Below are 26,921 nucleotides of genomic sequence, written 5' to 3'. Positions count from 1 at the left end.
AAGAAGAGGGAATGTTTAGTTTGAACCAAATGAAGCGATGGACAGCCGTATGTATGACAGCCGTACTGGTTGTGACGGGATCGGTTGGAGGAGTGGCTCCATGGTTTGGCGTCCAGTCGGCATATGCTGAAGCCTCTGCTGAAGTTTCAGCAGAAGCTCCTACTGAGACTCCTGTAGAGGCTCCTACCGAAACTCCTACTGAAGCGCCTGTTGAGCCTCCAGTTGAAGCTCCAACTGAAGCTCTTGGCGCCGCCCCGGTGGTTACTTATGAGCAGCAAGCGGAGTCAACAGCACCTATGGACATGACGGTTACGTTGTCTGTATATAGTGAAACCGCAATCACGTCGGGGACACTATACTATAAGGATAATAATGATGAAACTTTCGAAGCTGTGCCAATGAGCATCGGCGATCCAATTGATGGATATTCAGCGTTAACTGGGATCCTTCCGGAGTCTGTCATGCGGGACGCTGAAATGGTGAATTATTACTTTGAGGTTACGAGCGAGAACGGAACAACACGGAGTCCGGCTGAAGAGGGAGCGGTATATGAGCTTCTAATTGAGCAGACTGCTGTAGAAGAGACGCCGAGTCTTCTGATTACGGAGATTGTATTTAATGCTCCGGGCGATGGAGAAAAATCGGAATATATCGAAGTTTACAATAACAGCCCGCAGCCCATTAATCTATCCGACTATTATGTGCATTACGAGAATCATGATGGAAGCACGGTTCGGGATTGGACGCTTCCCAATCAGGAAGCAGGGCCATGGGAGACGGTAGTCTTGCTCGGCAAGAACAGCAGTCTGCCGCTTGTGAACAGTGACTACGGTGTTTCACTGGCAGAACATCAGATTGCAGTCATGACCCAGCCTAGCGGCAACCTGGTAAACACAGGCACATACACAGCATCGATTAAGACGGTTGCCGCCAACGAAACCTTATCATCGGTCCGTTATAACGATGCAGCAGTGAACAGCTCGGAGATCGGTGACGATCAGGATAAGACGAGCGTAGTTTATAAATATAACGCAGACAGCTCCATGATGGAAAAATGGTTTAACTTCGGCATCCCAACACCAGGAACACTACTGGATGGTCAGGTGCCCGATCCATCAGCAGAGAATCCGTCCCTGCTTCCGGTGATCAGTCATCAACCTGCCGGCACGGTGCCGCTGCAGGATGTTGCGCTCACCTCTTCCGTATACAGCCCATCCAATCTGGAATCAGCTACACTGTATTTCAAAGACAGCTCAGCAAAAACTTATACAGCCGTTGAAATGTCAGTGGAAACAGGAGAAGCAGGAAATTACAGCCTCTCTGGAACGCTCGGGCTTACCTCTATTGGTTATTCAGGCAGCATAGATTATTACATAACAGCCCGCAATGAAGAAGGGCTGAGCCGCACAGAGATATATAAGCTTGCAATTGATCGGGAAATTCCGGAGCTGCTCATCACCGAGATCGTGTTTAACGCTCCGAATGATGAATACTCGGAATATATTGAAGTCTACAACAATAGCGCCGAGACGATAAATTTATCAGACTACTATGTATCTTACGAGAACTATAATGGTACCACCGTATATAACTGGACGCTGGGCGATCAGGAGCTGCAGCCTTGGAAGACCGTTGTGCTGCTCAGAAAAAACAGCAGCCTTCCTCTCGTCAACAGCGAATACGGAGTATCCCTTACCCAGGATCAGATTCTGATCATGAATCAGCCCTCGGGCAATCTGGTCAATACAGGAACCTACACGGCTTCCATCAAAAAGACGGGTGATGACCTGATTGTATCATCTGCAAGATATAACGATATTGCCATCGGTCCGAAGGATGTGACGGATAACGGTGACAAGACCAGCGTCGTCTACAAATATCCGGCGAGCGGCGCTCTGATGGACAAGCTGGCATCCAAGCAGATTCCGACACCAGGAAGCATTCTCGAAGGACAAGTTCCTCTACCGCAGGTAGATGACCCTACACAGCTGCCTGCTATCAGCTATGAGCAGGCGATTACGACTACGAATCCTCAGGATGTATCCATTGAAGCTGCCGTTACAAGCGAAACGGCTTTAATAGGTGCCAAGCTGTATTACAAGGCAGACTATGAGATTTTGTACAGCAGTACTGAGATGACCATTACGGAGGGCGCCGAAGGGAATTATTCCGTGGCAGGGGTTATTCCGGCTAAGGCGATGGCAAGCACGCAGCAAGTTCAATATTATTTCACGATTCAAAATGAATATGGTACGTCAAGGAGTCCGTCAGAGGACCACGAGACATATGAGCTTCAAGTAGAGCTTGATGGAGAGCCTCCATATTTGCTGATTACGGAAATTGTATTTAACGGTCCAAATATCAACGGTGCCGACGTCCCTGCATGGGAATATATTGAGCTGTACAACAACAGTGATCAGGTCATTTCGCTGCAGGATTACTACATTGATTACACCGATTTAAGCGGTGTTACTCAGTATACTTGGCAGTTCAGTGATAACGTTCAGATGGAGCCAGGCAAAGCGCTTGTGCTGCGGATGGAGCCGACAGATGATAACGGCTCGGTGGACAAATTCAACGCTGCTTACAAGCTGACAGGTGATAAACAGATTGAAGAAGTAGATATCGCTAATCTCAGAGGGGACAGCAGCCTTGCGAATACATCTTCAAGGATTGTAAACATTGTAACCCAATCGGGACATAAGGTTGTATCCGCAGCTTATAATGACAGTGCAACTGCGGATAATCCAGCGCCTGACAATTTAACGGACACCTCTGTGACCTATTTACCGAATTATGTAACCGAGGATATGGTCAAATGGGGTGTGAAAGTAACGCCGACACCAGGCATCGTACTGGATGAACAGATACCGTTAACATCCGTTGCTCTCCCGGATGATTATCTGCCTCCAGTCATTAAACACACCCGCGGGGCAGGCAGCATCGGGATGGAGGATTATACCATCTCCGCTCAAATTACGGATGATACAGCCTTAATCGAAGCGAAGCTATATTATAAAACAGATGTGATGTCAGACTTCACCTCTGTGTCCATGACCCGGCAAGAAGGGGATTCGTACGAAGCGGTCGTACCGGAAGAAGCACTGACAGGCGCGAGCCGTCTGTACTATTATTTCGAAGCATCTGATGGAGTCCATATTACAGTGAAAAAGGACGTGAAGAACGAGCCTTATGAAATTAAAGTGCTCGAGTCCATATCATCTGTAGTTCCTGAGCTGCTCATTACTGAGCTCGTGCCAGACAGTACGGGGAGCGATATGTATGAGTACATTGAGGTGTACAACAATTCGACGCAAACCGTAAATTTGAAGGATTACCAAATCGTATATGTTTATTATCATGGCGGAACGGACGCTTGGGATCTGCCGCATAACCTGGAGCTGCCGGCTGGAGAAACGGCTGTGATCTGGGTACAGTCTGATCTGAGCAAGGACGAGCCGGTCAGCAGCTTTAACAGTCACTGGGGCGTCAACCTGCCGGAAGATCGGGTCATGTCGATCTACTCGATAGGTATGAACAATTCGAACGAAGGACGTATTGTTCTTGCCGAGGATTCTCATTTTGCGGTCGACCATGCCCGCAACCCAATTGTACAAGCCTGGTTCAACGTAGGTATTGATGAGGTAGAGAACGACGGTACGAGTATCGTATATGAATACCCTAAGGACGGCTCTACCAAAATGGTGAAGCGTTCCGCGCGCATGACGGCTACACCAGGCCAGCTTATTGAAGCACAGGTACCTGAACAGCTTGTTGAAGTGCCGGAAGATACGAGCGAGCCGATCATTACCCACGAAGCTAAAGCAGAGGATACTCTTTTTGGCTCGCTGACATTTGAAGCGACTGTCACCGATGATGAAATGGCAAAACGTGTGTCATTGTTCTTCAAGCGGGATATGGATGCTGACTACACAGAAGTCAACATGAAGCGCACAGCGGAAGGCTCGGATGTATTCATGTCCGCTGAAGTGAACAAGGCACTGCTGCTTGGCGCAGCACATGTCGATTATTACTTTGAAGCAACGGATGGGCAGAATATTGTCCAGTCAGACAGCTATAGCCTCGGCTTTGTAAATCATGGACCGTTGTGGATTGATTTTGCAAATGTCGAATTCTTAAGCGGAACAGCTGTTGTTCAAGGCAGTACGGAAATTGCCGGTGAGTCGATGAGTCTGGCGGTGGATGGAACGGAGCTTGAAGCGAATCCCGCCCTGCACCTGACGCCAACGCTTACGTATCGGGTTGACGATATAAACAACGGGTTCCAGAATGGTTTGTTTATTAATGATGAGCTGGTTACCCTGTTGCCAGTAAGTACTTATTATCAGCAGAAGTATGTTGATATTCCGAAGCATGTTCTGCGTCCAGGAGAAAATATCATCAAGATTACGGCCGGGACGAAGGAAGACCCACTGGAGTTCGGTACATCGAACAATAATGATGACTATCGGATTGAGGGAGTAGAGCTGCTGCTGCCTGACGGTACTTCGGCTGAGTGGATCTCGGCACGTGCCAAGACATTAAACGCAGACAGCTTTACAGATATCGATCCGGCAGACCGCCATAAGATTGGAGATAGCGGCGGGTATGTCGAGTATATCGAAATTACATTCAACGTGCCGGCAGATGTATTCCGCAGCATCTATGCGGAGGTAGATACGACAGCACTAACAGATGGAGAGCATCTGTTCACCTTGTCCTCAGGAGCGGGTAACTCTGTCGAGCAAACCGCCGTTGTTGACAATACCGCGCCTCTATTTGAGAGCTTCTCCATTGAGGACGGCAAGCTGTACACAGGTGAATTCGAGCTGAATGCGAATATCGTGGATGCTGTATCAGGTGTAGCTTCGGTAACGGCTGCTCTTGACGGCTCAGTGGTTGAGCTGCCATCTATGGTTCATGCTTCAGAACTCACGGTCGGTGAGCATATCTTTGAAGTAACGGCAACGGATGCGGCAGGAAATACGGTGACGCGCAAAGGTGTGTTTACTACGGACGAAACGGCGCCGAACGCTCCTGAGGATCCGAATCCAGCAGATGGTGCAGCAGGTGTGAGCCGTGATGCGGTGCTCAGCGTAACCGCAAGTGATCCGAATGGAGATGCAGTGGACGTTTCCTTTGGTCAAGGCTATCGTTATGATTTCGACGAGAAGTCGGGTATTGAAGCCTATTCCAATGCCGTTGACCGCGAGCCGCCAATTGAATTGAATCCAGAAGGAGAAGAAGCATTCACAGCAGAAGCAGAAGCGCTCGTCGCGAAGCAGGACGGCGAATATTACGTAACAGACGCAAGTGGTCTGTTCCCTTACCAGCGCTATGAATTCAAGCTGGACGAAGATGCAAACGGAATTGAAGAGATTGAAGTCGTATGGCAGGGGCACTCCGTTGAGGGCCGTCAGGTGACCATGTATACGTGGAACTATAACACGGGCAAATGGGAAGCGGCTGCCAGAGGCGTCGGTGCAGAAGATTTTGAACTGAGAGCCACCGTAAACGCTGCGGACATGGTGAAGGACGAAGCTATTCAAGTGCTTATTCAGGACTTGATTGTAGCTGAAGATGCCTCAGCTTCGGAAGATCCGGATGGTGATGGCAAGTTCACCTTTGCCTTCTCTACAGATACGCAGTACTACGCAGACTCCTATCCGGATATTTTCCGGTCTCAGATGCAGTACATCGCTGATATGAAGGAAGAGATGGATATCCGCTATCTCATTCATACCGGAGACATTGTTGACGACTGGTACCGCCCGGACGAATGGGCGATAGCAGATGAGAGCTTTAAAATCATTGAGGAAGCCGGACTTCCATACGGTGTCGTTGCAGGGAATCATGATGTGAACTTCAATGCCGCCGATTATACCGAGTACTGGAAATATTTTGGGCGTGATCGGTTTGAGAGTCAGCCAACTTACGGAGACGATTTAAACAACAACCGTGATCACTATGATCTTGTATCAGCCAACGGCCAGGATTTCATTATTTTGTATCTGGGCTGGAGCATCCAGGAGGATACAGTGGAGTGGGCAAATGAAGTATTGAAGAAGTACCCGGACCGTTACGCTATTATCGGAACGCATGAATATATTTCTCCATCTGGAGCCTATTCTGGCCAAGGTCAAATGATCTGGGATGAGATTGTAGCGAAGAATCCGAATGTGAAGATGGTCCTCTGCGGTCATATTCATGGCGTAGGCTATAACGTCAAGCATCTGGAAGACGGCCGCGTCGTCGTAGAAATGCTGGCAGATTATCAATCCGGTCCTATGGGTGGTTCAGGATACATGCGCTTCCTGGAATTCGATCCGGCGGAAGAGCAGATTCATGTGAAGACTTATTCACCTTATCTTGATGACTGGAATTATTTTGAGGACGGTTCCGACGATTTCTACATTCCATTTGAAACACAGGACCCTCTCAAGCGAGTAGCTACAGATTATATCGGAGTGAATCTCTATAGTACAAACGAGATCGGGACACAGCAAGCCGTCGAAAGTGGAAGCAGGGCGACCACGACCTGGGATTCACTAGACGCGAATCAGGATTATTTCTGGTATGCGAAGGCAACCGATCCATCCGGCAGCTCGGCACTCTCGCCAATCTGGAAGTTCTCCACGGGTACTGGCGGTAATGGTGACGGCGATGGTGACGGTGACGGTGACGGTGACGGCGATGGAAATGGTAATGGTAATGGTAATGGTAATGGTAATGGAAACGGCAATAACAATAACAATAACAATAACAATAACAACGGCTCCGGCAGTGGTACATCAACGGACAGCGAATGGACTGAAATCACAGCGGAAGACATTTCTGCGGATGGTGACAGTGTAAGCCTGAGAGCAGAGGACGACGCGGCAGGATTGATCTTAACCTCATCAGCGCTTACTAGCATGGGAGACCGCAGCTTGACGATTACTCTTGCGGACGGTGCTATGATCACCATGAGTGCAGCAGAACGAACTGCATTAGCTGGTGAGCTCGGTGTTAATGAACAACTGTATGTTTCTACACAAGCAGCCTCGGAGGAGGCAGTGAACGAAGCAGTTCGCGATTACAGCATGGAACAGAAAGCAAACTTTAAAATGGTCGGCAATCCAGCTAAGGTAGAGATTGGAAAACGCGGTGCGGATGGTACAGTGAAGCCGCTTGATGCTTCGGTAACCATCAAGCTGAAGGCCGATAATGTGAAGAATGATCGCCTGGCCGGTATTTATCATATTGACGAAGACGGAAGTGTAACCTGGGTTGGCGGCAGTTATGCAGATGGCAGCTACTCAGCAACCGTACAAGAGGCTGGTACGTATGTCGTAATGGAATTTAACAAGCTCTTTACGGACGTAACCGAAGGACATTGGGCTTACCATTATGTACAGCTGCTCAGTTTCCAAGGTATCGTCAATGGAATGACGGATACAACGTTTGGTGCTTCAGAGTCGACAACAAGAGCTGAATTTGTCACGCTGGTGGCAAGAGCATTTGGACTTACAGCATCTGCAGGCGCTGACACCTTCAGTGATGTTAAGGCTGGAAGCTGGTATGCAGAAGCTGTACAAGCAGCTTATGAAGCGGGCATTGTTTATGGCACAAGTGCAGACCAATTTGAACCAGGCAAGTCAATTAGCCGGGAAGAGATGGTTGTCATGATTGTGCGTGCCCTCGAGCATATGAGCGGCAAGGAATTGGAGGCCGGAAGCGGTACAGCCTTTACCGATGACAATCAGATCAGCGGATGGGCCAAGGAAGCAGTCAATAAGGCGACGGCAATGGGATTCATTGCAGGCAAAGGAAACAATAGCTTTGATCCTAAAGGCATGGCATTGCGTTCTGAGACAGCGAAGGTTCTCGCTCTGATGCTGGAGCAAATGCAATAACAAGGTTAGGGAGAAGGCCTGCAACAAGAGGGCTTTCTCCCTTTCTTTTCAATAGAATGAGTATTTTACATTATTAAACATTTATTTCATCATCGGATAAACATAGGATGCTATATTGATTGCATTTGAGTGTACAAGAGATCGGTACTGGAGGATATGACATGCAATTATATGGTCAGTATGGCAGGACAGTAGAATCGGCTTCGCGTGTGCGCAGAAGCTTGTTCTGCATCGGGATGAGAGGATACACCAAGCGGATCGCGGCTTTCATCCTCTTTTTTTGGGCATCATTTATTCTTGCTCACCCGGTAAGTGCACACATGAATACATTGGGATATTCCAATATCCAGGTGGACCAGAGCGGATTGATTTACGAAATAGAGCTTGATCTGCAGGAAGTAGCTCAGTGGATGGATGTTCGATCTGGCGGTGTGTTCGTACTGGGTGGAGGCAATAAGCCTCCGGAGGGCGAGGTTGCATGGACACAGGACGAGCTTAGATCCTTGATCGAGGAATCCTTAATCGTAGAGGGAGAAGGTCAGGCTGCCGAGCTTGCATCCATAGATGATATCAGGATCGTGGAACGAAATGACATCGGCTATCTGCATATGCAGCTTGGATATGATTTTGCAGAAGCGGCAGATGATTATTCAGTCAACTATAATTTCTTTTTTGATATGGACGCCAATCATCAGAACTTTGCTGCCATTCGGATGGGAGAGGCCTCAAAGGATATTGTTTTTACCAACGGACAGCAAGTGGCTGCCGGTGAAATTACAGCTGAAGGAAGCAGCAGCACGACCGTGGAGCTGCCCAACTGGGCGGTCACGACGTGGAACTACTTGGTGATCGGAGTTCAGCACATCTGGCTGGGCCTTGACCATCTGCTGTTTATCCTTGCTCTGGTATTGGCCAAGCTGCGGCCATGGGACTATGTGAAGGTCCTGACGGCTTTCACCGTCGGGCACAGCTTGACCATAGCTTTGGCTGCACTGGACATAGTACGCCTGCCGTCAAGCTTCGTGGAGCCTTTCATTGCACTCAGTATTGCCTATGTTGCTGTTGAGAACATCTTCCGCAAACAAGTGAACCGGCGCTGGCTCGTTGCTCTGCTGTTCGGTCTGATCCATGGCTTTGGCTTTGCCCAGGTGCTTCAGGAATCTCCTGTAGATTCCATTGTTCTTGCATTAATTTCGTTCAACGTTGGTGTGGAGATTGGTCAGCTGTCTGTGCTGGTCTTAGTTATTCCGCTGCTCCTGTGGCTGAGAAGATTTACGAAAGTCTATACGTACAGCAATGCCATAGTATCCGGGGGCATCATGCTGTTTGGCCTGTTCTGGTTCGTTATTCGGGTCATTTAATGACAAAAAAGAATCATAGAAAAATATGAAAAACCTAGATATAATCTGATAATATGCTCCATTAACGAGGTAAAGTGAAAGGGGGTATTTCTTAAGTGACAATAAAGTATTCTGTCCTCCAAGCAACGATTCATGATTTAGATGATTTGGTTCCGTTGTTTGATTCTTATCGTGTGTTCTATGGGCAAGCATCCGATCCTGAGGGAGCCAGGGAGTTTTTGTTCAACCGCTTTAATCATGCAGAATCGGTCGTATTTATTGGACGTGCTGCTTCTGATGGACAAGTCGTTGGGTTTGCTCAGCTCTATCCAACCTTCTCATCCATCTCTATGATGCGTTCATGGGTACTTAATGATCTATATGTAGTAGAAACGCATCGCAGAGAAGGGATTGCGGATCTGCTGCTGCAGCAGGTTAAGGAATTCGCAGCAAAGACTAAGGCTAAAGGGGTAGCGTTATCTACAGCGCCAGAAAATAAGGCAGCACAGACGCTTTATGAGAAGCATGGATTTGTCATAGATGACGAATTTTATTCCTACTTTTTGACCTTGCCACTTCAATAGTACATATATCAGGTGGTTCTAGTTCGAGCAGTAACATTTATGCCATGTATGGTCGAGTCCTGCAGTGCTAAAAGTAGACTCTGTTCGAGCGCATATGCTACAATGTTCGCAAGGAAAATAAGCTTGAAGAAAAAGGAGAAAAACATACCAGCCATGGATAAAACAATGGAAGTTATTAATTACATCAAAGATAGCAAAAAGGTTACGCCTGTAAAGGTGTATTTCAACGGTAAAATCACTTCTCCAGTAGAAGGCGTTAAAGTATTCGACTATGGTGACGGCGGCGTGCTGTTTGGCGATTGGGCAGAAGTTCAAGAGCTGCTTGCGAACGAGAAAGGAATTGAGTCTTACGAGGTTGAGCATGATCGTCGTAATTCCGCAATTCCGATGCTTGACCTGAAGGGAATCAATGCCCGTATCGAGCCTGGCGCGATCATTCGTGACAAAGTAGAGATCGGCAACAATGCGGTTATCATGATGGGCGCGGTTATTAATATCGGCGCTTCTATCGGTGAAGGCACAATGATTGACATGAACGCAACGCTTGGCGGACGTGTTCAAGTCGGCAAGATGTGCCACGTTGGCGCAGGTGCGGTACTGGCTGGCGTGATCGAGCCTCCTTCTGCACAACCGGTTGTCATCGAGGATGATGTTGTCATCGGTGCAAACGTCGTTGTTCTCGAAGGCGTGCGCGTAGGCAAAGGCGCTGTAATTGCTGCAGGAGCGGTTGTTATCGAAGACGTGCCTGAGAACGCAGTGGTTGCTGGTATTCCCGCTCGTGTAATCAAGATGGTTGATGACAAGACGAAATCCAAGACAACCATTATCGAAGGTCTTCGCAACCTGAAATAAAGCAAGCTAATGTAATCAACGCGCGCCATCAACAGTGGCGCGTGTTTGTTTATGAGCAGGATTATGCTTGAATGTACATAGCTATAACGGAAAACGAACGGGCTTAATGAGTGACTTGAGGAGTGATCGAATGAGCATATTTGTAGAGTTAAGACGGAGGCTGCACCAGATTCCTGAGCCAGGCTTTGAAGAATTCAAGACACAGGCTTTGCTGCTGGAATATATAAGAGGCCTGCCGCAGGACCGGCTGGAGATAAAGACGTGGCGTACTGGTATTTTGGTCCGAGTGAAGGGGCTGATTGGCGAGCGTTGTTTGGGATATCGGGCGGACATGGACGGGCTGCCGATTGATGAAGAAACCAGCTATGAATTCCGATCAACGCATCCTGGTTACATGCATGCTTGTGGACATGATCTGCATATGGCTATCGGTCTCGGGGTGCTCACGGACATAGTGAATGTACCCATTAATGATGATGTTCTGTTCGTGTTTCAGCCGGCGGAAGAGGGGCCAGGCGGCGCTCTGCCCATGCTGGCAAGCGAGGAATTTAAGGCGTGGAAGCCTGATTTCATGATGGGGCTGCATATTGCTCCTGAATACCCGGTAGGCACGATAGCTACGAAGCCGGGTATCCTGTTCGCCAACACATCAGAGCTGTTTATTGATCTGACAGGTAAAGGCGGCCATGCGGCTTATCCGCATCGGGCGATCGATATGATCGTTGCGACGTCGAGTCTCGTGATGCAGATGCAGTCCATTGTCTCGCGCAACGTCGATCCACTGGACTCCGTGGTTGTGACACTTGGCAAAATTACAGGTGGAACCAAACAGAATATTATTGCAGAACGGGTTCGTCTGGAGGGCACGATCCGGTCATTGTCAGCAGATTCGATGGCGGATGTGAAATCCCGAATTGAAGCGCTGCTGACAGGTGTTGAAGCCGGCTTTAATTGCAAGACCGAGCTGGATTACGGTTCCAATTATTATCAGGTCTACAATAATGAAGAAGAAGCTGAGCGATTTATGGACTTCGTACATCATTTTGACGGTGTGGAATTGATTGAATGCACTGAAGCCATGACGGGCGAAGATTTCGGATACTTCCTGCGCGATATCCCTGGTTTGATGTTCTGGCTTGGTGTTGACACGTCCTATGGATTGCATCATGCGAAGCTTGAGCCACAGGAGGAAGCGATCGGCGTAGCCATCAAAGTTGTATCTAATTATTTGCGTCATCGTTCTTCATAACGAACATTCCTTAAAAAAAGCTGCTTCTGCGCTTATGCGCAGAAGCAGCTTTTTGCATGCACCTGTTTAGTTGGACAATCCTTGTACGAACGATTCTATCCGATCCATTGCCTCACGAAGGACCTCCATCGAGCAGGCATAGGAGATGCGGATATAGTTGTCGCCGAAGGGAGCGAACGCCGCTCCCGGCACGACTGCGACCCGTTTCTCTTCAAGCAGACGATGGGCGAACGTGGTGGAATCAAGTCCAAACTTAGCCACGGAAGGGAAGATGTAAAAAGCACCGTGTGGCTGTGTGACCTCAAATCCTGCGCTCACCAGCCGCTCATAAGCATAGTCACGGCGCCGTGCATACTCCGCACGCATCGGCAGTGCGTCATCGATGCCAGCGGTCAGCGCTTCAACCGCAGCTGCTTGACTGACGGAGCTGGCGCATGTGACATTATATTGATGCACTTTCACAATATGGCGTGCCAGGTAAGCCGGAGCGAACAGCAGCCCGATACGCCACCCGGTCATCGAGTGTGACTTAGACAACCCGTTGATCACAATGGTCTTCTCACGCATGCCCGGCAGAGCCGCAATGGAAGTGTGCGTCCCGTCAAATACAAGCTCGCTGTAGATCTCGTCTGACAGGACGAACAGCTCGCGCTCCCGAACCAGATCCGCGATCTCGTTAAGCTCGTCAGAGCTCAGTGTACAGCCCGTCGGATTGGAAGGTGATGCCAGCACGATGCAGCGGGTACGCTCCGTCAAATGCTGACGAATCAAATCGGCTGTCAGCTTAAAGCCGCTGCCGGTCGTATCGATATGCACCGGCTTCGCGCCGCACATGCGAATAATGGGCTCATACCCCGGATAGATGGGGCCTGGCAGAAGTACTTCGCTGTCCTCCGTAAGAATTGTCCGAAACGTCACATCAATTGCCTCACTGGCGCCAGTCGTCACGATGATCTCATCCGCAGGATCGTATGTAAGTCCGTACTTCTGTGTCATGAAATGGGCTGCCGCTGTACGCAATTTGATGGTTCCCGCATTCGGCGTGTACACCGTTTCCCCACTGTCAATTGCTTGCTTGGCGGCCTCTAATATATGCTGCGGTGTCGGAAAATCCGGCTGCCCGATCGTGAGCGATAACACCTCGTCGTATTGACTGACCTTGTTGGCCATTTTTCGTATGCCGGATACTTCAATGCTGCGAACCTCCGGCCTGATTAGATGCTCCATAATTTCACCTGTCCCGTCTATATGTTTCAATGGTAATCATCATATCATATCGAACGGGGCACTTCGAGAGGGGCACTCAGAATAAACGGAGGCTGCAGTTAATTGCTTCCTGATACCGTAGATCAGCTGATTTTAAATAGAAGTTGTTTCCAGATGCTCTCCCCACTGCTTGAGCGACTGCGCATCATGATAGCCCAGCTTGTGAGCGGTCTTGATCAACTGAATATTGCTATGAAGAAAGATATCTTCCAACATTCCCGTTTTGTTATATAAATGCTCAGGCATGTGCTGTCTCATATTTTCCAGTGTTTCACTAAATAGCTTATAGAGCTCCAGATGTTCTCTTTCACATATTTCTACAATTTCCACACTTCTTCTATCAAGCACTTCTCTCAAAATTTGATCTACCATCTTCTATAGTCCTCCCTGTTGTCCATCAATTGAGATAAGAATATGCCTACTGTATACAACGAATATCATCGCAATATAAAAATGGAGTACAAATTATATTAATATTATATTGTTAATATATTCCATACGGAGTTTACTTCGTGATATGGAGTTAATGTCGAATTATTGTGGCTTTTTGTTACGAAGATTCCGGGTAAGAAATTAAACGTTTTCATGATACAATGTAAACGTAATCATCAGTATCTAATTTGTAAAAGTGAGAGGTGGCCCATGAATCAACAAATATTGTTTAATGACGGCTGGGAATTTGCCAAGATGCACCTTGAAGCAAAGGACGCAGGGAGAGCAGGGCAAGATCCCAGTGAACTGGATGCAACGACAGCAGCAGGGCTTCATTATGAGCCGGTCGATCTTCCCCACGACTGGTTAATCTATAACTCGCTGGACTTATACGAGAACAGCATTGGCTGGTATCGCAAAAGATTTACATATAGCGGGGATGAGAAACAGGTTCTCCTCGCTTTTGACGGTGTCTATATGGATTCTACAGTTTATGTAAACGGTCAATTTGCTGGGGAGTGGAAGTATGGATATTCCGCTTTTGAGCATGAGATCACGAAGACACTCGTACCCGGTGAGAACGAGATCATCGTCAAGGTCGTGCATCAAAGCCCGAACAGCAGATGGTATTCTGGAGCCGGAATTTATCGTGACGTATGGCTCAAGACAAGAGACAATAGTCATATCGTGACGAACGGGATCTATGTTTCTACAACTCAGCAGGAACAAGGCTGGCTGGTTGAAGTGGATACGGACGTGTTCATCCAGCAGGACGGTGAACTCGTTCACAACATCATGTATCAGGGGGATGTCATTGCTTCTTCTGCAGATCAGCTTAAGGCAGGCAGCGATTCCGTAGTGATGAATCATCAGCAGTTGACAGCTGAGGACCCACTACTCTGGAGTACGGATGAGCCGCATCTATATGAGTTGGTTACAGAGCTTAAGATCGCTGGAGAGACAGTGGAGAGGGTCGCACAACATATCGGCTTCCGCAAGATCAGCTTGGACCCGAACGACGGTTTCCGCCTGAACGGCGTGAAGATGAAGCTGAACGGGGTGTGCGAGCATCATGATTTGGGAGCTCTGGGAGCGGCATTTAACGTAACGGCTCTGCGCAGAAGATTCGAGCTGCTGAAGGAGATGGGAGTAAACTCCATTCGCACAGCCCACAACATGCCGGCGAAGGCATTTATGGAGCTGGCTGATGAGATGGGGATGCTGATTGTCTCTGAAGGCTTTGATATGTGGGAGAGATCCAAGACGCCTTATGACTATGCGCGTTTCTTCCCGGAATGGGTGCATACGGATGTGAAGAGCTGGGTGATGCGGGATCGCAACCATCCAAGTCTTATTATGTGGAGTATTGGGAACGAGATATATGATACGCATGCAGATGAGCGTGGACAAGAAGTGACCCGAATGCTCATGGATTATGTGCTGGAATTTGATCCGAAGCAGAATGGACGCGTGACGATCGGCTCCAACTATATGCCGTGGGAGAATGCTCAGAAATGCGCCGACATCGTTAAAGTGGCGGGCTACAACTATGCTGAGAAGTATTATGACAAGCACCATGAAGAGCATCCGGACTGGATCATCTACGGAAGCGAAACAGCTTCGGTCGTACAGAGCCGTGGGATTTATCACTTTCCGTTTGACAAGGCCATCCTGGCCGATGACGACGAGCAGTGCTCTGCGCTCGGCAACAGTACGACCAGCTGGGGAGCGAAGTCGGCGGAGGCATGTATTTTGGCCGAAAGAGACACGCCATACTCCCTTGGACAGTATTTGTGGACAGGGTTCGATTATATCGGTGAGCCGACGCCGTATCATACGAAGAACTCTTATTTTGGACAGCTGGATACAGCCACATTCAAGAAAGATTCCTATTACATCTACCAATCCGCATGGACGGATTATAAGAAGGCGCCAATGGTTCACATTTTCCCATATTGGGATTTCAGTCCGGGACAACTGATTGATGTACGCGTGTGCTCTAACGCACCGAGGATTGAGCTGCAACTGAACGGCAGTACCATCGGAACGTACGACATTGATCATGCGAACGGAACGCAGCTGGTTGGCTGGTGGAAGGTACCTTACGAGCAAGGTGAACTGAAAGCTATCGCTTATGATGAGAATGGCCATGTGATTGCGACGGATGTACAAAGATCTTACACGGATGCGGCGAAGATCCGCCTGCTGCCGGATAAGAGCGAGCTTACTGCCGACGGCACAGATCTTATTTTTGTAGAGATTAATGTGGAAGATGAAGCAGGGAATGTTGTACAGAATGCAAATAATCGCGTGAACGTCAGTGTAAGCGGAGCAGGGCGCCTGATTGGTCTCGATAGTGGGGACAGCACAGATTACGATCAGTACAAAGGACAGAGCAAGAGGCTGTTCAGCGGCAAGCTGATGGCGATCATCGGTGCGACGAAGGAGCCGGGAACCATCAAGATCGAGGTGAGCTCTGAGGGGCTTACAGGGCAATCTGCTGAGTTCAATTCTGTGCCTGCAACGGGTGATGCACAGCTGAGCAGCATCGATGCAAACACGAAGAATGAGGCAATGCCGATTGTGATGGGAAGTGCGGCTGAGGTTCCGCTGCGCAAAATCGAGCTCATTAGTAGTGGAGGTCAGGTGCTGAATCCGTCCAACAAGGTATTAACGGTGACAGCGAATCTTTATCCGGTGAATACGTCCTATACTGATCTTGAGTGGTCTGTCGTTAACGATGCCGGTATTGAGTCCAACATCGCGAAGATTGAGGCCGACGGGCATACCGCTACGATCAGCGCACTTGGTGATGGTGAATTCCTGGTACGCGCGACGAGCAAGAACGGAACAGATAAGACGAAGCTGATCTCCCACTTGGAATTCAGAGCAGACGGGCTTGGCACAGCCTTCAAAGATCCGTATGGCTTTATTACCGGAGGTCTGTACGATGATGCAATAGGCGATGTCAGCAACGGGAATGACAAAGGGTTTGCGACGAGCCGTGACGGGAAGACCGTTGTAGGCTTCCAGAACATTGACTTTGGTGCTTACGGTTCGGACACGATGACCATTCCGATCTTTGCACTCTCCAATGAGGAATACTTCATTCAGATCTGGGAGGGCATGCCGGAGGAGGAAGGCAGTACCCTGCTGGCGGATGTTGTGTACCAGAAGGAGTCCAAATGGAATGTGTATCAAGAAGAGACATACCGTCTGTCCAAGCGGCTGAATGGGATTACGTCCATCTATTTTGTGCTGAATCAGAAGATTCACGTCAAAGGCTTCACGTTCGAGAAGAAAAATAGAGCCTTCGAGCAGAATGCATCCGCAGGGTGCGATCACATCTACGGTGACACCTTCACGATCTCGGGAGATCTAGTAGAGGGCATCGGCAATAACGTATCCCTTGAGTTCAGTGATATGGACTTCACGGCGGAAGGGACTTCAAGAATTGTATTCTACGGCAGTTCACCGATTGACAAGAATACGATCCATATCCGGTTTGCAGGTCCAGAGGGTGAGAGTAATCAGCTTGTGGAGTTCACGCAGTCGAACGGATATGAAGAGCAGGTCTTTGAGCTGGAGAAAGTAACCGGTGTTACAAAGGTAACGTTCATCTTCCTGCCGGGAAGTAATTTCGACTTTGGCTGGTTTAGGTTTGAGAGGTAAGATTCGTACTCGCACTTAGGGGATATAAATTAAGTTGATAAAAGTGGGGGCAGATACCCAATATCATTAAGTTAAGCCGCATCTTAATGACATTGAGCCAGATGCCTCCTCTTTTGAATTTGCACTCGCAGGCAATCTTGTTCACTATTCAGCCTTCAAGCATCATATTGGTTTTTATCCAGGGGCAAGCGGGATCGCCGCGTTCAAGGATAAATTATCAAAATACAAGAGCGCTAAGGGCTCAATGCAATTTCCAATGGACCAGCCGCTCCCGTATGAGCTTATCAGCAGGATCGTTATGTTCAGAGTGAAGGAGAATAAGGAGAAGGCAGGTGGTAAACGTCAATGAATGGGACAAAGGATGCTCCTGACCCTGACAACACATTGGGGATTCCGGATATTCATGAATGTACTGCAAACGAGATTTCCTTGTTAATAGCCAAAATCGATGAATTAAAACTAGAGGTAAACAGTCTTGTACTTATGAAGGATGGCAGGCTAGAGGCCGAGTTCTATCGGGAGCCTTATCGTAAGGAATGTTCGCAGCTGCTGTATTCACTAAGTAAGAGCTTTACATCCATTGCAACAGGCATCGCTTGGGACCAGGGCTTCATCCGTCTCAACGATCCGGTCATCTCCTTTTTCCCGGATAAGCTTCCATCCGATATCTCTCCTAATCTGGCCAAGATGACGATTCATCATCTGCTGTCTATGAACACGGGTCATCACGATAATATTTATGCAGAGATAGCTAGGGAGCAGGACTGGGTAAGAGCCTTTCTCTCCTTAGAAGTGAAGTCTGAACCAGGAACCTATCATCTGTACAACACACATGCCACATATATGCTCTCTGCGATCCTTGAGCGTGTCACCGGTCATAATCTGGTAGACTTCCTGATGCCGACATTGTTTGATCCGTTAAATATACCGCGTCCAATATGGGAGACCTGTCCCATGGGCATCACAGCAGGAGGTATGGGGCTCAGTCTGACGACAGACAGCGTCGCAAAATTTGGTCAAATGCTGCTTGATAAAGGAATGTACGCAGGCAAACGCATTGTATCCGAACGCTACATTGAACTGGCGACGACGAAGCATAGTGACACGACCGATCGTAAGGATCGAATAGACTGGCAGCAAGGATATGGATACCAGTTTCATATGTGCCGACAAGGCTGCTATAGAGGGGATGGATCTTTTGGCCAGCTGTGCTTCGTTGCACCTTCCGCAGGAATCGTCGTTGCTGCCCATTCAAGCTTCAAGAGCATGCAGCCGCTGCAAACGCTGCTGGACTTCATCTATTCGTATGTGCTGAGCCCTCCCCTGAAGCTAAGCAGTGATAAGTTAATTTTGATGGAGAAAAAGCTTCACCTGAGCTCCAGGCTCCCGGAGCTTATGAAGATACCGATCGGGATTCAAGACATAGGTGGCAGGTGTTATAGGTTGGAGAATCATCCTGAAGGACTGCGTATGCTCCATTTTCATGCTGCTGGGGATAGATTAGATCTTCAAATGAACTATGGAGATGAGCGTGATCAGGTGCTAACCTTCGATCTCAGCAAGCCGGTGTCACAGCAAGGGCTATTCTATAAGGATCTAAGCCTTCATGTACAGGAGGTTGTTGCCTGTGCTTCGTGGGTGAGCAGCCATACATTGCAGCTGACGTTGTTCTATATTGAAACACCTTACATGGTTACATATCGTTTAGAATTTAAGGAACGAGAAATCGAGCTGAGTTATCACATGAACGTTTCCTTTAGCCTTCGACATTATCAGGTAAAGGGACATTTGCAAAGTCCTCAAATCTTCTAATACTTTAATTCTCTAATAATCACAACTCTAAGTCTGTAAAAAACGCGGCTGCTCTTCATCTCTTTCTTCCATACTTTTTGGCGTTAGACAGAATGTGTTGGTAGAGGGTTTTATCCTTCATATGTTTCAGTGGATAGAATTGAGGTCTTGTGTTAACTTCCAGAATCCAGATCTCCCCATTCTTATCCAGTGCAACATCGAGACCCAGCTCATGGAAGCCATCCTTGTGGGAATCAAACACTTTGCCGACGGACTTTCCAAGCTTTTTGAGTTCTGCTTCGATCTCTTTTGCCGTGGTGTTCGAGTAGCCGGCATTTATTAAGGTTGGGCGAATAAATCCGATTCTTCCGCCTTGCTGATAATTGGTAGCCACTTTGCCTGGGGTTCCGATCTTGGTAAAGATACCGGTTGATTTCCAGCTTCTGCTTCTAGACTTCTGAACCATGACCCGAATATCGAACGGTTTGCCGTTGGTTTTATCAAGCTGAATGCCCTGCTGAAGCAGGTACGGCTCACGATTATTTCGTTTTTTCAATTCATTATATAGAGTATCTAAAGAAGTGAATTGCTTCTTGACCGAATTATGCTGGTACTGGTATCCGTTCTCGCGCTTCTTGATTCTTATAATATTGTAGCCCCCGGTACCGTTCTCCGGCTTGAAAAAGATAGTCGAATACTGTGACAGCATGCTGCTCAGATTGCTTCGGCTGAACTGCAACGTTTTGGGAATATATTCTCGTACTTCCGAGCTTTTGTCGAGCCATTTGGTCTTGGTCCATTTGCTCTTGATGGTTGTGCTTGTATAGTGCATTTTCTTCTTCACTTGTACTCATCCCCTTTCTACCTTAGGATATGACAGCTGTTGGAGTCCGTTAGTGCACTAGTCTAGCTTGAGATAATGGGGCAACTGACACGGAAAAAATTAGCGGGTATGTGCGTATGCCTAGAATTACGCAGATCCTGCCTACGAATAAGGTCCGATGGGGCCTTTTTTATTGCCCGAAATTTAAGAAGAAACTGTGTCATATAACACAGCAATATCAATTGATTTACATGTGATGTTAAATAAAGACGCTCGATTGACCGATGAATAGATGTGAATCTTTATCTTTATATTGGATATTAGTAATTTTCCAACAATAGTGAAGGTGCAAAGCTTATCCAATGAACTGGAGGTTTTTAGAGTGAGCAAGTTAAGTAAGAAGCTGAAGTGGTTCGACAAGAACGAACTAAGATTAACCGTTAAGTACAAGCTGATCATCGTATTTCTCATCGTACTTATCATTCCCTCTTCTGTTATAGGGACACTATCGTACCAATCCGCGAAGCAAGAACTGGATAAGGAATTCATGCGCAGCGCAGGTGTGAGCGTCGAGGTCATCAACTCAGTCATCACAGATATTATCGCTCCCAAACGAGAAGATGTTGTGATCTTCTCCAATCATATTAATGCTACGCGGTATGACGGAGTTGATAGTCCCGATATTAGAGCAGAGTTCGATAATTATATTCAATTTAATAGAGATCTGGACAGCATGTATGTCGGAACAGATGAGGGGGTTATGATTCAGGTTCCGAGAAAGCAGCTTACTGAAGATTATGATCCACGTCAGAGACCCTGGTATAAAAAAGCCATGGAGAATAAGGGACAGGTCATTATTACAAATCCCTATGTATCGGCTGCCACCGGTAATTTGGTCGTCGCTGTAGCAAAAATGACCGAGGATGGCTCTGGTGTTGTCGGTATGGACATTAACCTGCAGAGCTTGAGCCAGGTCGCAGGTCAAGTAAACATCGGTACAGACGGTTATGCAATTGTTTTGGATCAGCAGAGGAATATCGTGGTTCATCCTACGATAGAGCTAGGTATAAGAGCAGAAGATAATTTCTATGATAATATGTTCGCAGCTGAACGAGGCAAGTTCGATTTCACTTTTGAAGGGGATTCGAAGCGCATGGAGTTCATAACGAATGAGCTGACGGGCTGGAAGGTCGGCGGTATTGTGTTTGATACAGAGATTGAAGGCATTACCAAGCCTATTCTTATTGCAACCAGTATCGTTATTGTTGTTGCCATTGTGCTCGGCTTACTCCTGGTATTCTTCCTTATTGCATCCATTACGAAGCCGCTTCAAGCGCTGCGTACATCGGCAGCCCGGATTAGTGAAGGCGATCTGACCGAGAAGATTCAGCTGAAGAATAACGACGAGCTTGGAGACCTGGCGAGCTCATTTAATCAAATGTCTCACAATTTGCGAATGCTGATTCAGGAGATCGGTTCAAAATCAGAGCATGTCGCCGCATCCTCGGAGGAGCTTACGGCAAGCTCGATGCAAACAGCGACGGCTTCGGAATATGTAGCTTCTTCACTCCAGGAGGTGGCAAGCCGGACGGAGACGCAGAATGATCAGTTGAACCAAACGGTAGAGGCTCTTACTCAGATCAGCATGGGCATACAGAAGGTAGCCGAGAATACTGTTCATGTCTCGGATCTGACGAAGCATGCGGCAGAGCAGGCAGCGGATGGGAATGAATCTGTGCTGAAGACGATGGATCAGATGAATGCGATATACAAATCGGTTAACAAATCGAATGAACAGCTGCAATCGCTGCAGCAGCGTTCTCAGGAAATCGCAGTAATCGTCGATCTGATCGGTGGTATCGCTGGTCAAACGAAGCTGCTATCTCTTAATGCTTCTATTGAGGCGGCGCGAGCTGGTGAGCATGGCAGAGGATTTGCCGTGGTAGCCGAGGAAGTCGGTCATCTTGCCAAGCAGTCAGAGGAGGCTGCGAAGCAGATTATCGGACTTATCGGACACATCCTGAAGGAAACGGAGACGACAGCGGATAGCATGAAGCTGGCCGCAGAAAAAGTAGAGAGCGGACTCACCATTTCCTTCAACACGACGGAGACCTTCTCATCCATCATTCAGAATATTCAGGAAATCCCTGTTCAGGTGGAAGAGGTTGCAACACTATCTGAGCAGATTGCAGCAAGTGCCTCTCAAGTGACCTCAACGGCTCAGAGCTTGCTGAGCATAGCCACGGAGAATGCATCGTTGTCTGAAGATATGGCCAGTTCCACCGAAGAGCAGCTTGCCTCTATGGAGGAGATCAGCTCAGCTTCCGCTTCATTGTCGAAGCTGGCAGAAGAACTGCAGGAGCTGGTTCAGCAATTTAAGATTTAGTACCAACCCTATCCGTGTATGCACGGAAATTACTACTATAACCACCCGCCTCGGGTGGATGATGATGACGATTAATCACTAAATGTTATGAGGATGGACCAAGGGCCGCTGTAGGAAGGATGCAGCGGTCCTTTTTCCGGTATAAGAGATCACTTGAAAGCTCGCCTTATCATATCCGGTATAAGACTTATAAGAAATTGTAATGTCAGATCATATGACAAAAAATTGAAATCTAGCAGAGTAAGTATAAAATAGGTTTCGAGAGTAACTAACTACGAGAAAGAAAGGAGTTATGATAATGAGAAAGACAATTCTAGCAAAAAGAACAATGTCCCTGGTCATTTCTGGAATGTTGATAGGATCTATACCTGAGCTGACACGAACGCCTTCAACCGTATATGCACAGGAACAGATTCAATTGGAAGAGATGACAGTGAATGAATTGACTGAGGGATACAGCAGTGGAAAATTTACGGCGAAGCAGATTGTCCAAGCTTATTTGGACCGGATTGAAAAGTATGAAGGTACATATAACGCGTTCACCTTCATGAATGATAAAGCACTGCAGGAAGCGGAGGAGATTGACCGTCTTCGGAGTGAAGGAGCAGAGCTCGGACCACTTGCGGGTATACCCGTCGTCATTAAGGAAGCAGTGGATGTCGCTGGATTCCCAAGTACATTCGGCTGGGAACCGCTTAGTAAATCAGCGGGAGGCATTGAATTAATGCCTGCTCAGGATGCTCCCGTCGTGGCACGGCTTAAAGAAGCAGGTGCGATCATCATCGGCAAGACGAATATTCCGGCTTTCAGCGCAACAGGAACGCATGCGAATACAAGCTGGGCTGGACCTACGTATAATGCTGTCGATCCTTCCATTGCACCGGGCGGCAGCAGCAGTGGGACAGCGATGGCGGTCTCGGGGAATTTCGCAGTCCTTGGAATTGCCGAGGAGACGGGAGGATCGATCCAGAATCCGGCGGCAGCTCAATCGATTGTCGGCATCAAGCCCTCGTTCGGACTTATCCCGACAACAGGAGTTACACCGCTCGCAGGAAGCACCCGGGACGTTCTTGGCCCGCATGCCCGCTCGGTGCTGGATGCGGCAGTGATGCTTGATGTCATGGCCGGCTATTCGGAGAAGGATGAGAAGACACAGGCTGCAATTGGCCATATTCCTGAGGAAGGTTACGCAGCAGCTGTGAGTAATCAGGCGCTTAATGGCAAAAGGTTAGGTCTGTATGGACCAGGCTGGCGTGATAGTGAGCTGTCGGCAGAGACTGTAGAGCTATATGAACAAGCTGTGAAGGAGCTGGAGGAAGAGGGGGCGGTTGTAGTAGAGGACCCTTTTGCCGGATCAGGCTTTAAAGAGTATGTGAAGAAGACGGGAAATGTCGGTATGGAGACGTTCTTCTACGATCTGGAGAGCTATTTGCAGAATTTGAATCCCGAAGATGAAACCCTGTCTATTCAAAGTGTATTTGAAGAGGCCGGTGAGCTTCCGTGGGTCAAAGGCGGACCGCTCAGTTTTATGGAAGAAAGATTTGAGGATATAGATGCTGCAATCAGTGATGCGAAGGTGGCGCCGGATTTAACGGAGTTCAATGAAGTTAGAGAAGAGTACCTGCAAATGGTGGATAGTGTCATGGAAGAGCATGATCTGGATGGGTTTGTATACCCGCAAATGTCCAATCGAATTCCAAAGCTGGGCGAAGGGGATATCGGTGCGACAACCGTCCCCGAGATTAACATCAGCGGTCTTCCATTAATTACGGTACCCGCAGGCTATTACGAGAATGGCTCACCCTTTGGACTCGCTTTCTTTGGAGAGATGTGGGGAGAAGCTGAGCTAATCGCTATGGCATACGATTACGAACAGGCAACCCAGCATCGGGAGCTTCCCGTATTAATTGAGAAGACCGCAGATTATACCGATGTTAAACCGAATAGTCCGTATTTCCCTGCTGTGATGTCATTGACAGCGGCAGGAGCAATCGATGCGGATCAGACAGAATTTCAGCCGAATGAGCTGATCTCACGTGCTGAGACTGCAGATATGATAGCAAGAGGTTTGCATCTAACCATTCCCGATAATGTGAGTGCCGTACTTGAAGGCTTTGAGGATATTTCATCAGAGGACGAGTATGCGGCTGTAATAGCTGCAGCTTATAACGAGGGAATTCTCCTAGGCGGATCAGATTCGTTCATGGGCGAGCAGTCGCTGACGAGAGAACAGATGGCATCTGTACTAGTAAGAGCCTTTAATCTGGCCAAGGTGTCAAACAGCCCGCACACGATAAATATAACGAACGTGAAGCCAGCACACAAAGAGGATGTCTTGATCCTGGCTCAGCATGGAATCACCGTGGAGCTGGGCAACTATAGACCACAGGATACCGTCACACGCGGCGAGTTTGCTGCCTTTATGTATAGAGCAATGGAGCTGCAGCTGTCAGGTCAGGAGAGCTGAAATTGAAGCATGCGTGTGCATGTCTTGTGCATGAGCTGCAATGATTACATGGTAATACTTCTTAACTGTCAAAGCTCCTCTAATACAAAAATGAAGTGACTGAATTGAAAAGAGAGTCTGGGCCAACGATTATTCGTTGGGCCCAGACTCTTTTCTATTAATTCTTTGGAAGGACGGTTTCTATGAACCGCATGGATACCATGCTACTTAAAATATTGCTCCAAAATTGCTGTATCAAATCCGTTAGAAATTTTAAATTCGCCAGCGTGGTATTTGTGTGCGGATCTTCGTGAATTATCTATTCGTATATATTGCTCTTGCTCTTCATATAGGGTCATATCGAAATGTGCTCCGGTCTTGAGCTGAATACGGACTAAATAGTAGTCCCATGGCAAGCTTGCATCACTTGCGTATTCAAATTTCATCGTGGAGAAGTGAGATATTAACTCTTGAATCTCCTCTTGGTCTGTAATTTCAACACGTTCCCAATTCTCGTATTCGCGGCTTATCTTTGTAATATCAATCATATAGTACGTATCTGTTTCTCTTATGTAATCAAGTACCAGCTCTTCGAACGAAGCATAGTGCAGCGACAGAATTCGCCATAGCACAGCGGCTGTCAACAGAATGGATAGGGACAAGCCCGCGATCAGCTTAAACCGTATATTCTTCCTTTTCATCAGATTTTCCTTTCCTTCTTTGTGACTTGGGAGCAGTAGAAATCCTTATTTTCCATTATATGAATAAACGTCGCAAATTGGGGTAAAGTTTAAGAAATTGCTTTTTAATAATAGAAAATTGAACAAAATGGAACCAAGTAAGTTCGGTTTGCAGCAGAGTGAAAATTGACTTGCAATAGATTGCGTAACTGTGTAATGTAGACAAGGCGTGTGATTTGAAACAAGGCGCTTAATCATAAGTAAAAGGGAGTTTATGTGAGTGATGTCAATTGTAATTGGAATTCTGGGGCTTCTACTGACACTGGGACTTGGATTCCTTCTTAGCAACGATAAGAAGAACATCAACTTCAAAGCAATTGGTGTTCTGTTTGTTCTTCAAATATTGCTTGCCCTATTCATGTTCAAGACGAGCATTGGTGTGAGCATCGTCGAGAGTGTGTCAAACTTTGTAACGAAGATGCTGTCCTACGGATATCAAGGAATTGACTTTGTTGTTGGCGGGTGGGCTCCGGCAGAGGCGAGTGTGTTCTTTATTAACGTGCTGCTGCTTATTATCTTTACGGCAACCCTGCTGTCCATACTGACACATATTCGAGTGCTGCCGCTGGCAATCAAGTATATCGGAGGGGCACTTGCCAAGATTACGGGACTATCCAATGTGCTTACCTTTAATGCAGTGAACTCGATCTTCTTCGGTCAATCCGAGTCGCTTATTGCGATCAAGCACCATCTGCAGAAAATGAACGATAACAAGCTGTTTGTTGTATGTACTTCAGCAATGGGTTCAGTGTCTGCTTCCATCATGGGTTCATATATGACGATGATTCCTCCGCAGTATGTTCTAGTAGCCATGATCTTGAACGCGATGTCTGCGCTGATTATAGCAACGATGGTCGCTCCTTCGAAGCCAAGCGAGGATGAGAAGATTGATGTACGGGAAGTCTCCCAGACCAAATCGATCTTCGAAGCAATCTCGGCGGGTGCACTTGATGGTGGTAGAGTTGCTCTGATTGTAGGCGCGATGCTAATTGCGTATGTCGGTCTCATTGCACTTCTGGATGGAGCACTAACAGCGATATTAGGTATTTCATTTACCGCGATTCTGGGATACATCTTTAGTCCAGTGGCCTGGATTATGGGAATTCCGGCAAACGAAATGGTAACAGCAGGCTCCATTATGGGAACAAAGCTGGCGACGAATGAATTTGTAGCGATGCTGCAGTTCCAGCCGCTCATTGAGACGCTTAGCCCTAAAACAGTCGCTATCGTATCTACATTCCTGGTGTCATTCGCGAATTTCAGCTCCATCGGGATTATCAGTGGATCGATTCAGGCGATCAGCGGGGAAAAGGCAGCGGTGGTTGCCAAATTCGGCCTCAAGGTGCTGCTTGTTGCGACACTTGCTTCCGTAATTACAAGTATTATCGCTGGATTGTTTGTATAAGATGCTGCACAATATAATGAATCCCGATTCTTATTGATTA

The 26,921-nt window shown here is 47.7% G+C and carries 15 protein-coding genes; 11 read left to right on the top strand and 4 right to left on the bottom strand.

Annotation, left to right across the window (positions count from 1 at the left end):
- Positions 1-11: 11 nt before the first annotated feature.
- The 5 genes from BM415_RS18245 (at position 12) to BM415_RS18225 (ending at position 11,920) form a co-directional block, all read left to right on the top strand.
- Entirely contained in the window at positions 12-7,895 is a 7,884-nt protein-coding gene (locus BM415_RS18245; RefSeq protein WP_091160479.1) for a lamin tail domain-containing protein, read from the top strand.
- A gap of 119 nt (positions 7,896-8,014) precedes the next feature.
- Positions 8,015-9,256, top strand: a complete 1,242-nt coding sequence (locus BM415_RS18240) for a HupE/UreJ family protein (RefSeq protein WP_139237017.1) — start codon at positions 8,015-8,017, stop codon at positions 9,254-9,256.
- 95 nt (positions 9,257-9,351) lie between these two features.
- Positions 9,352-9,819, top strand: coding sequence for a GNAT family N-acetyltransferase (locus BM415_RS18235; RefSeq protein ID WP_091160473.1), 468 nt, complete (start codon positions 9,352-9,354; stop codon positions 9,817-9,819).
- A 153-nt stretch (positions 9,820-9,972) separates the two neighbouring features.
- Positions 9,973-10,671, top strand: coding sequence for a 2,3,4,5-tetrahydropyridine-2,6-dicarboxylate N-acetyltransferase (dapD, locus tag BM415_RS18230; RefSeq protein ID WP_091160472.1), 699 nt, complete (start codon positions 9,973-9,975; stop codon positions 10,669-10,671).
- Positions 10,672-10,801: 130 nt separating this feature from the next.
- Positions 10,802-11,920 (top strand): N-acetyldiaminopimelate deacetylase, encoded by a 1,119-nt coding sequence (locus BM415_RS18225; protein WP_091160471.1) that lies wholly within the window; start codon positions 10,802-10,804, stop codon positions 11,918-11,920.
- Positions 11,921-11,986: 66 nt separating this feature from the next.
- Here the strand turns inward: BM415_RS18225 and BM415_RS18220 are convergent, their stop codons facing one another.
- Positions 11,987-13,147, bottom strand: a complete 1,161-nt coding sequence (locus tag BM415_RS18220; RefSeq protein WP_091160469.1) for an aminotransferase A — start codon at positions 13,145-13,147, stop codon at positions 11,987-11,989.
- Positions 13,148-13,279: 132 nt separating this feature from the next.
- Entirely contained in the window at positions 13,280-13,558 is a 279-nt protein-coding gene (locus BM415_RS18215) for a hypothetical protein (protein WP_091160467.1), read from the bottom strand.
- Between the two features lie 270 nt (positions 13,559-13,828).
- Between BM415_RS18215 and BM415_RS18210 the strand changes: the two genes are divergently transcribed.
- From BM415_RS18210 to BM415_RS18205, 3 genes are all read left to right on the top strand, one after another.
- Positions 13,829-17,290: a glycoside hydrolase family 2 TIM barrel-domain containing protein gene (locus tag BM415_RS18210; protein ID WP_091160466.1), complete on the top strand. Its 3,462-nt coding sequence runs from the start codon at positions 13,829-13,831 to the stop codon at positions 17,288-17,290.
- A gap of 91 nt (positions 17,291-17,381) precedes the next feature.
- A complete protein-coding gene (locus BM415_RS25690) occupies positions 17,382-17,639 on the top strand; it encodes an iron chaperone (RefSeq protein ID WP_348272333.1) in 258 nt (85 codons plus the stop codon).
- Positions 17,636-19,102, top strand: coding sequence for a serine hydrolase domain-containing protein (locus tag BM415_RS18205; protein ID WP_091160464.1), 1,467 nt, complete (start codon positions 17,636-17,638; stop codon positions 19,100-19,102). The genes BM415_RS25690 and BM415_RS18205 overlap by 4 nt, the downstream gene beginning before the upstream one ends.
- 55 nt (positions 19,103-19,157) lie before the next feature.
- On the opposite strand, the gene BM415_RS18200 is transcribed toward BM415_RS18205, so the two are convergent.
- Positions 19,158-19,925, bottom strand: coding sequence for a YheC/YheD family protein (locus BM415_RS18200; RefSeq protein ID WP_244533558.1), 768 nt, complete (start codon positions 19,923-19,925; stop codon positions 19,158-19,160).
- Between the two features lie 361 nt (positions 19,926-20,286).
- Here BM415_RS18200 and BM415_RS18195 point away from each other — a divergent pair, with 361 nt between their 5' ends.
- Together BM415_RS18195 and BM415_RS18190 are read left to right on the top strand one after the other, a co-directional pair.
- Complete coding sequence (locus tag BM415_RS18195) at positions 20,287-22,290, top strand: methyl-accepting chemotaxis protein (RefSeq protein ID WP_091160462.1); 2,004 nt, start codon at positions 20,287-20,289, stop codon at positions 22,288-22,290.
- 298 nt (positions 22,291-22,588) lie between these two features.
- Entirely contained in the window at positions 22,589-24,757 is a 2,169-nt protein-coding gene (locus BM415_RS18190) for an amidase family protein (RefSeq protein ID WP_244533556.1), read from the top strand.
- Positions 24,758-24,960: 203 nt separating this feature from the next.
- Here the strand turns inward: BM415_RS18190 and BM415_RS18185 are convergent, their stop codons facing one another.
- On the bottom strand, positions 24,961-25,437 hold the full coding sequence (locus BM415_RS18185; RefSeq protein ID WP_091160459.1) for a hypothetical protein: 477 nt from the start codon (positions 25,435-25,437) through the stop codon (positions 24,961-24,963).
- Positions 25,438-25,699: 262 nt separating this feature from the next.
- Between BM415_RS18185 and BM415_RS18180 the strand changes: the two genes are divergently transcribed.
- Complete coding sequence (locus BM415_RS18180) at positions 25,700-26,881, top strand: NupC/NupG family nucleoside CNT transporter (RefSeq protein WP_170862546.1); 1,182 nt, start codon at positions 25,700-25,702, stop codon at positions 26,879-26,881.
- Positions 26,882-26,921: the final 40 nt, after the last annotated feature.

The organism is Paenibacillus sp. 453mf, from assembly GCF_900116105.1.
Classification (GTDB): Bacteria; Bacillota; Bacilli; order Paenibacillales; family Paenibacillaceae; genus Paenibacillus; species Paenibacillus provencensis.
This window is presented reverse-complemented; position numbering and strand designations above follow the sequence as displayed.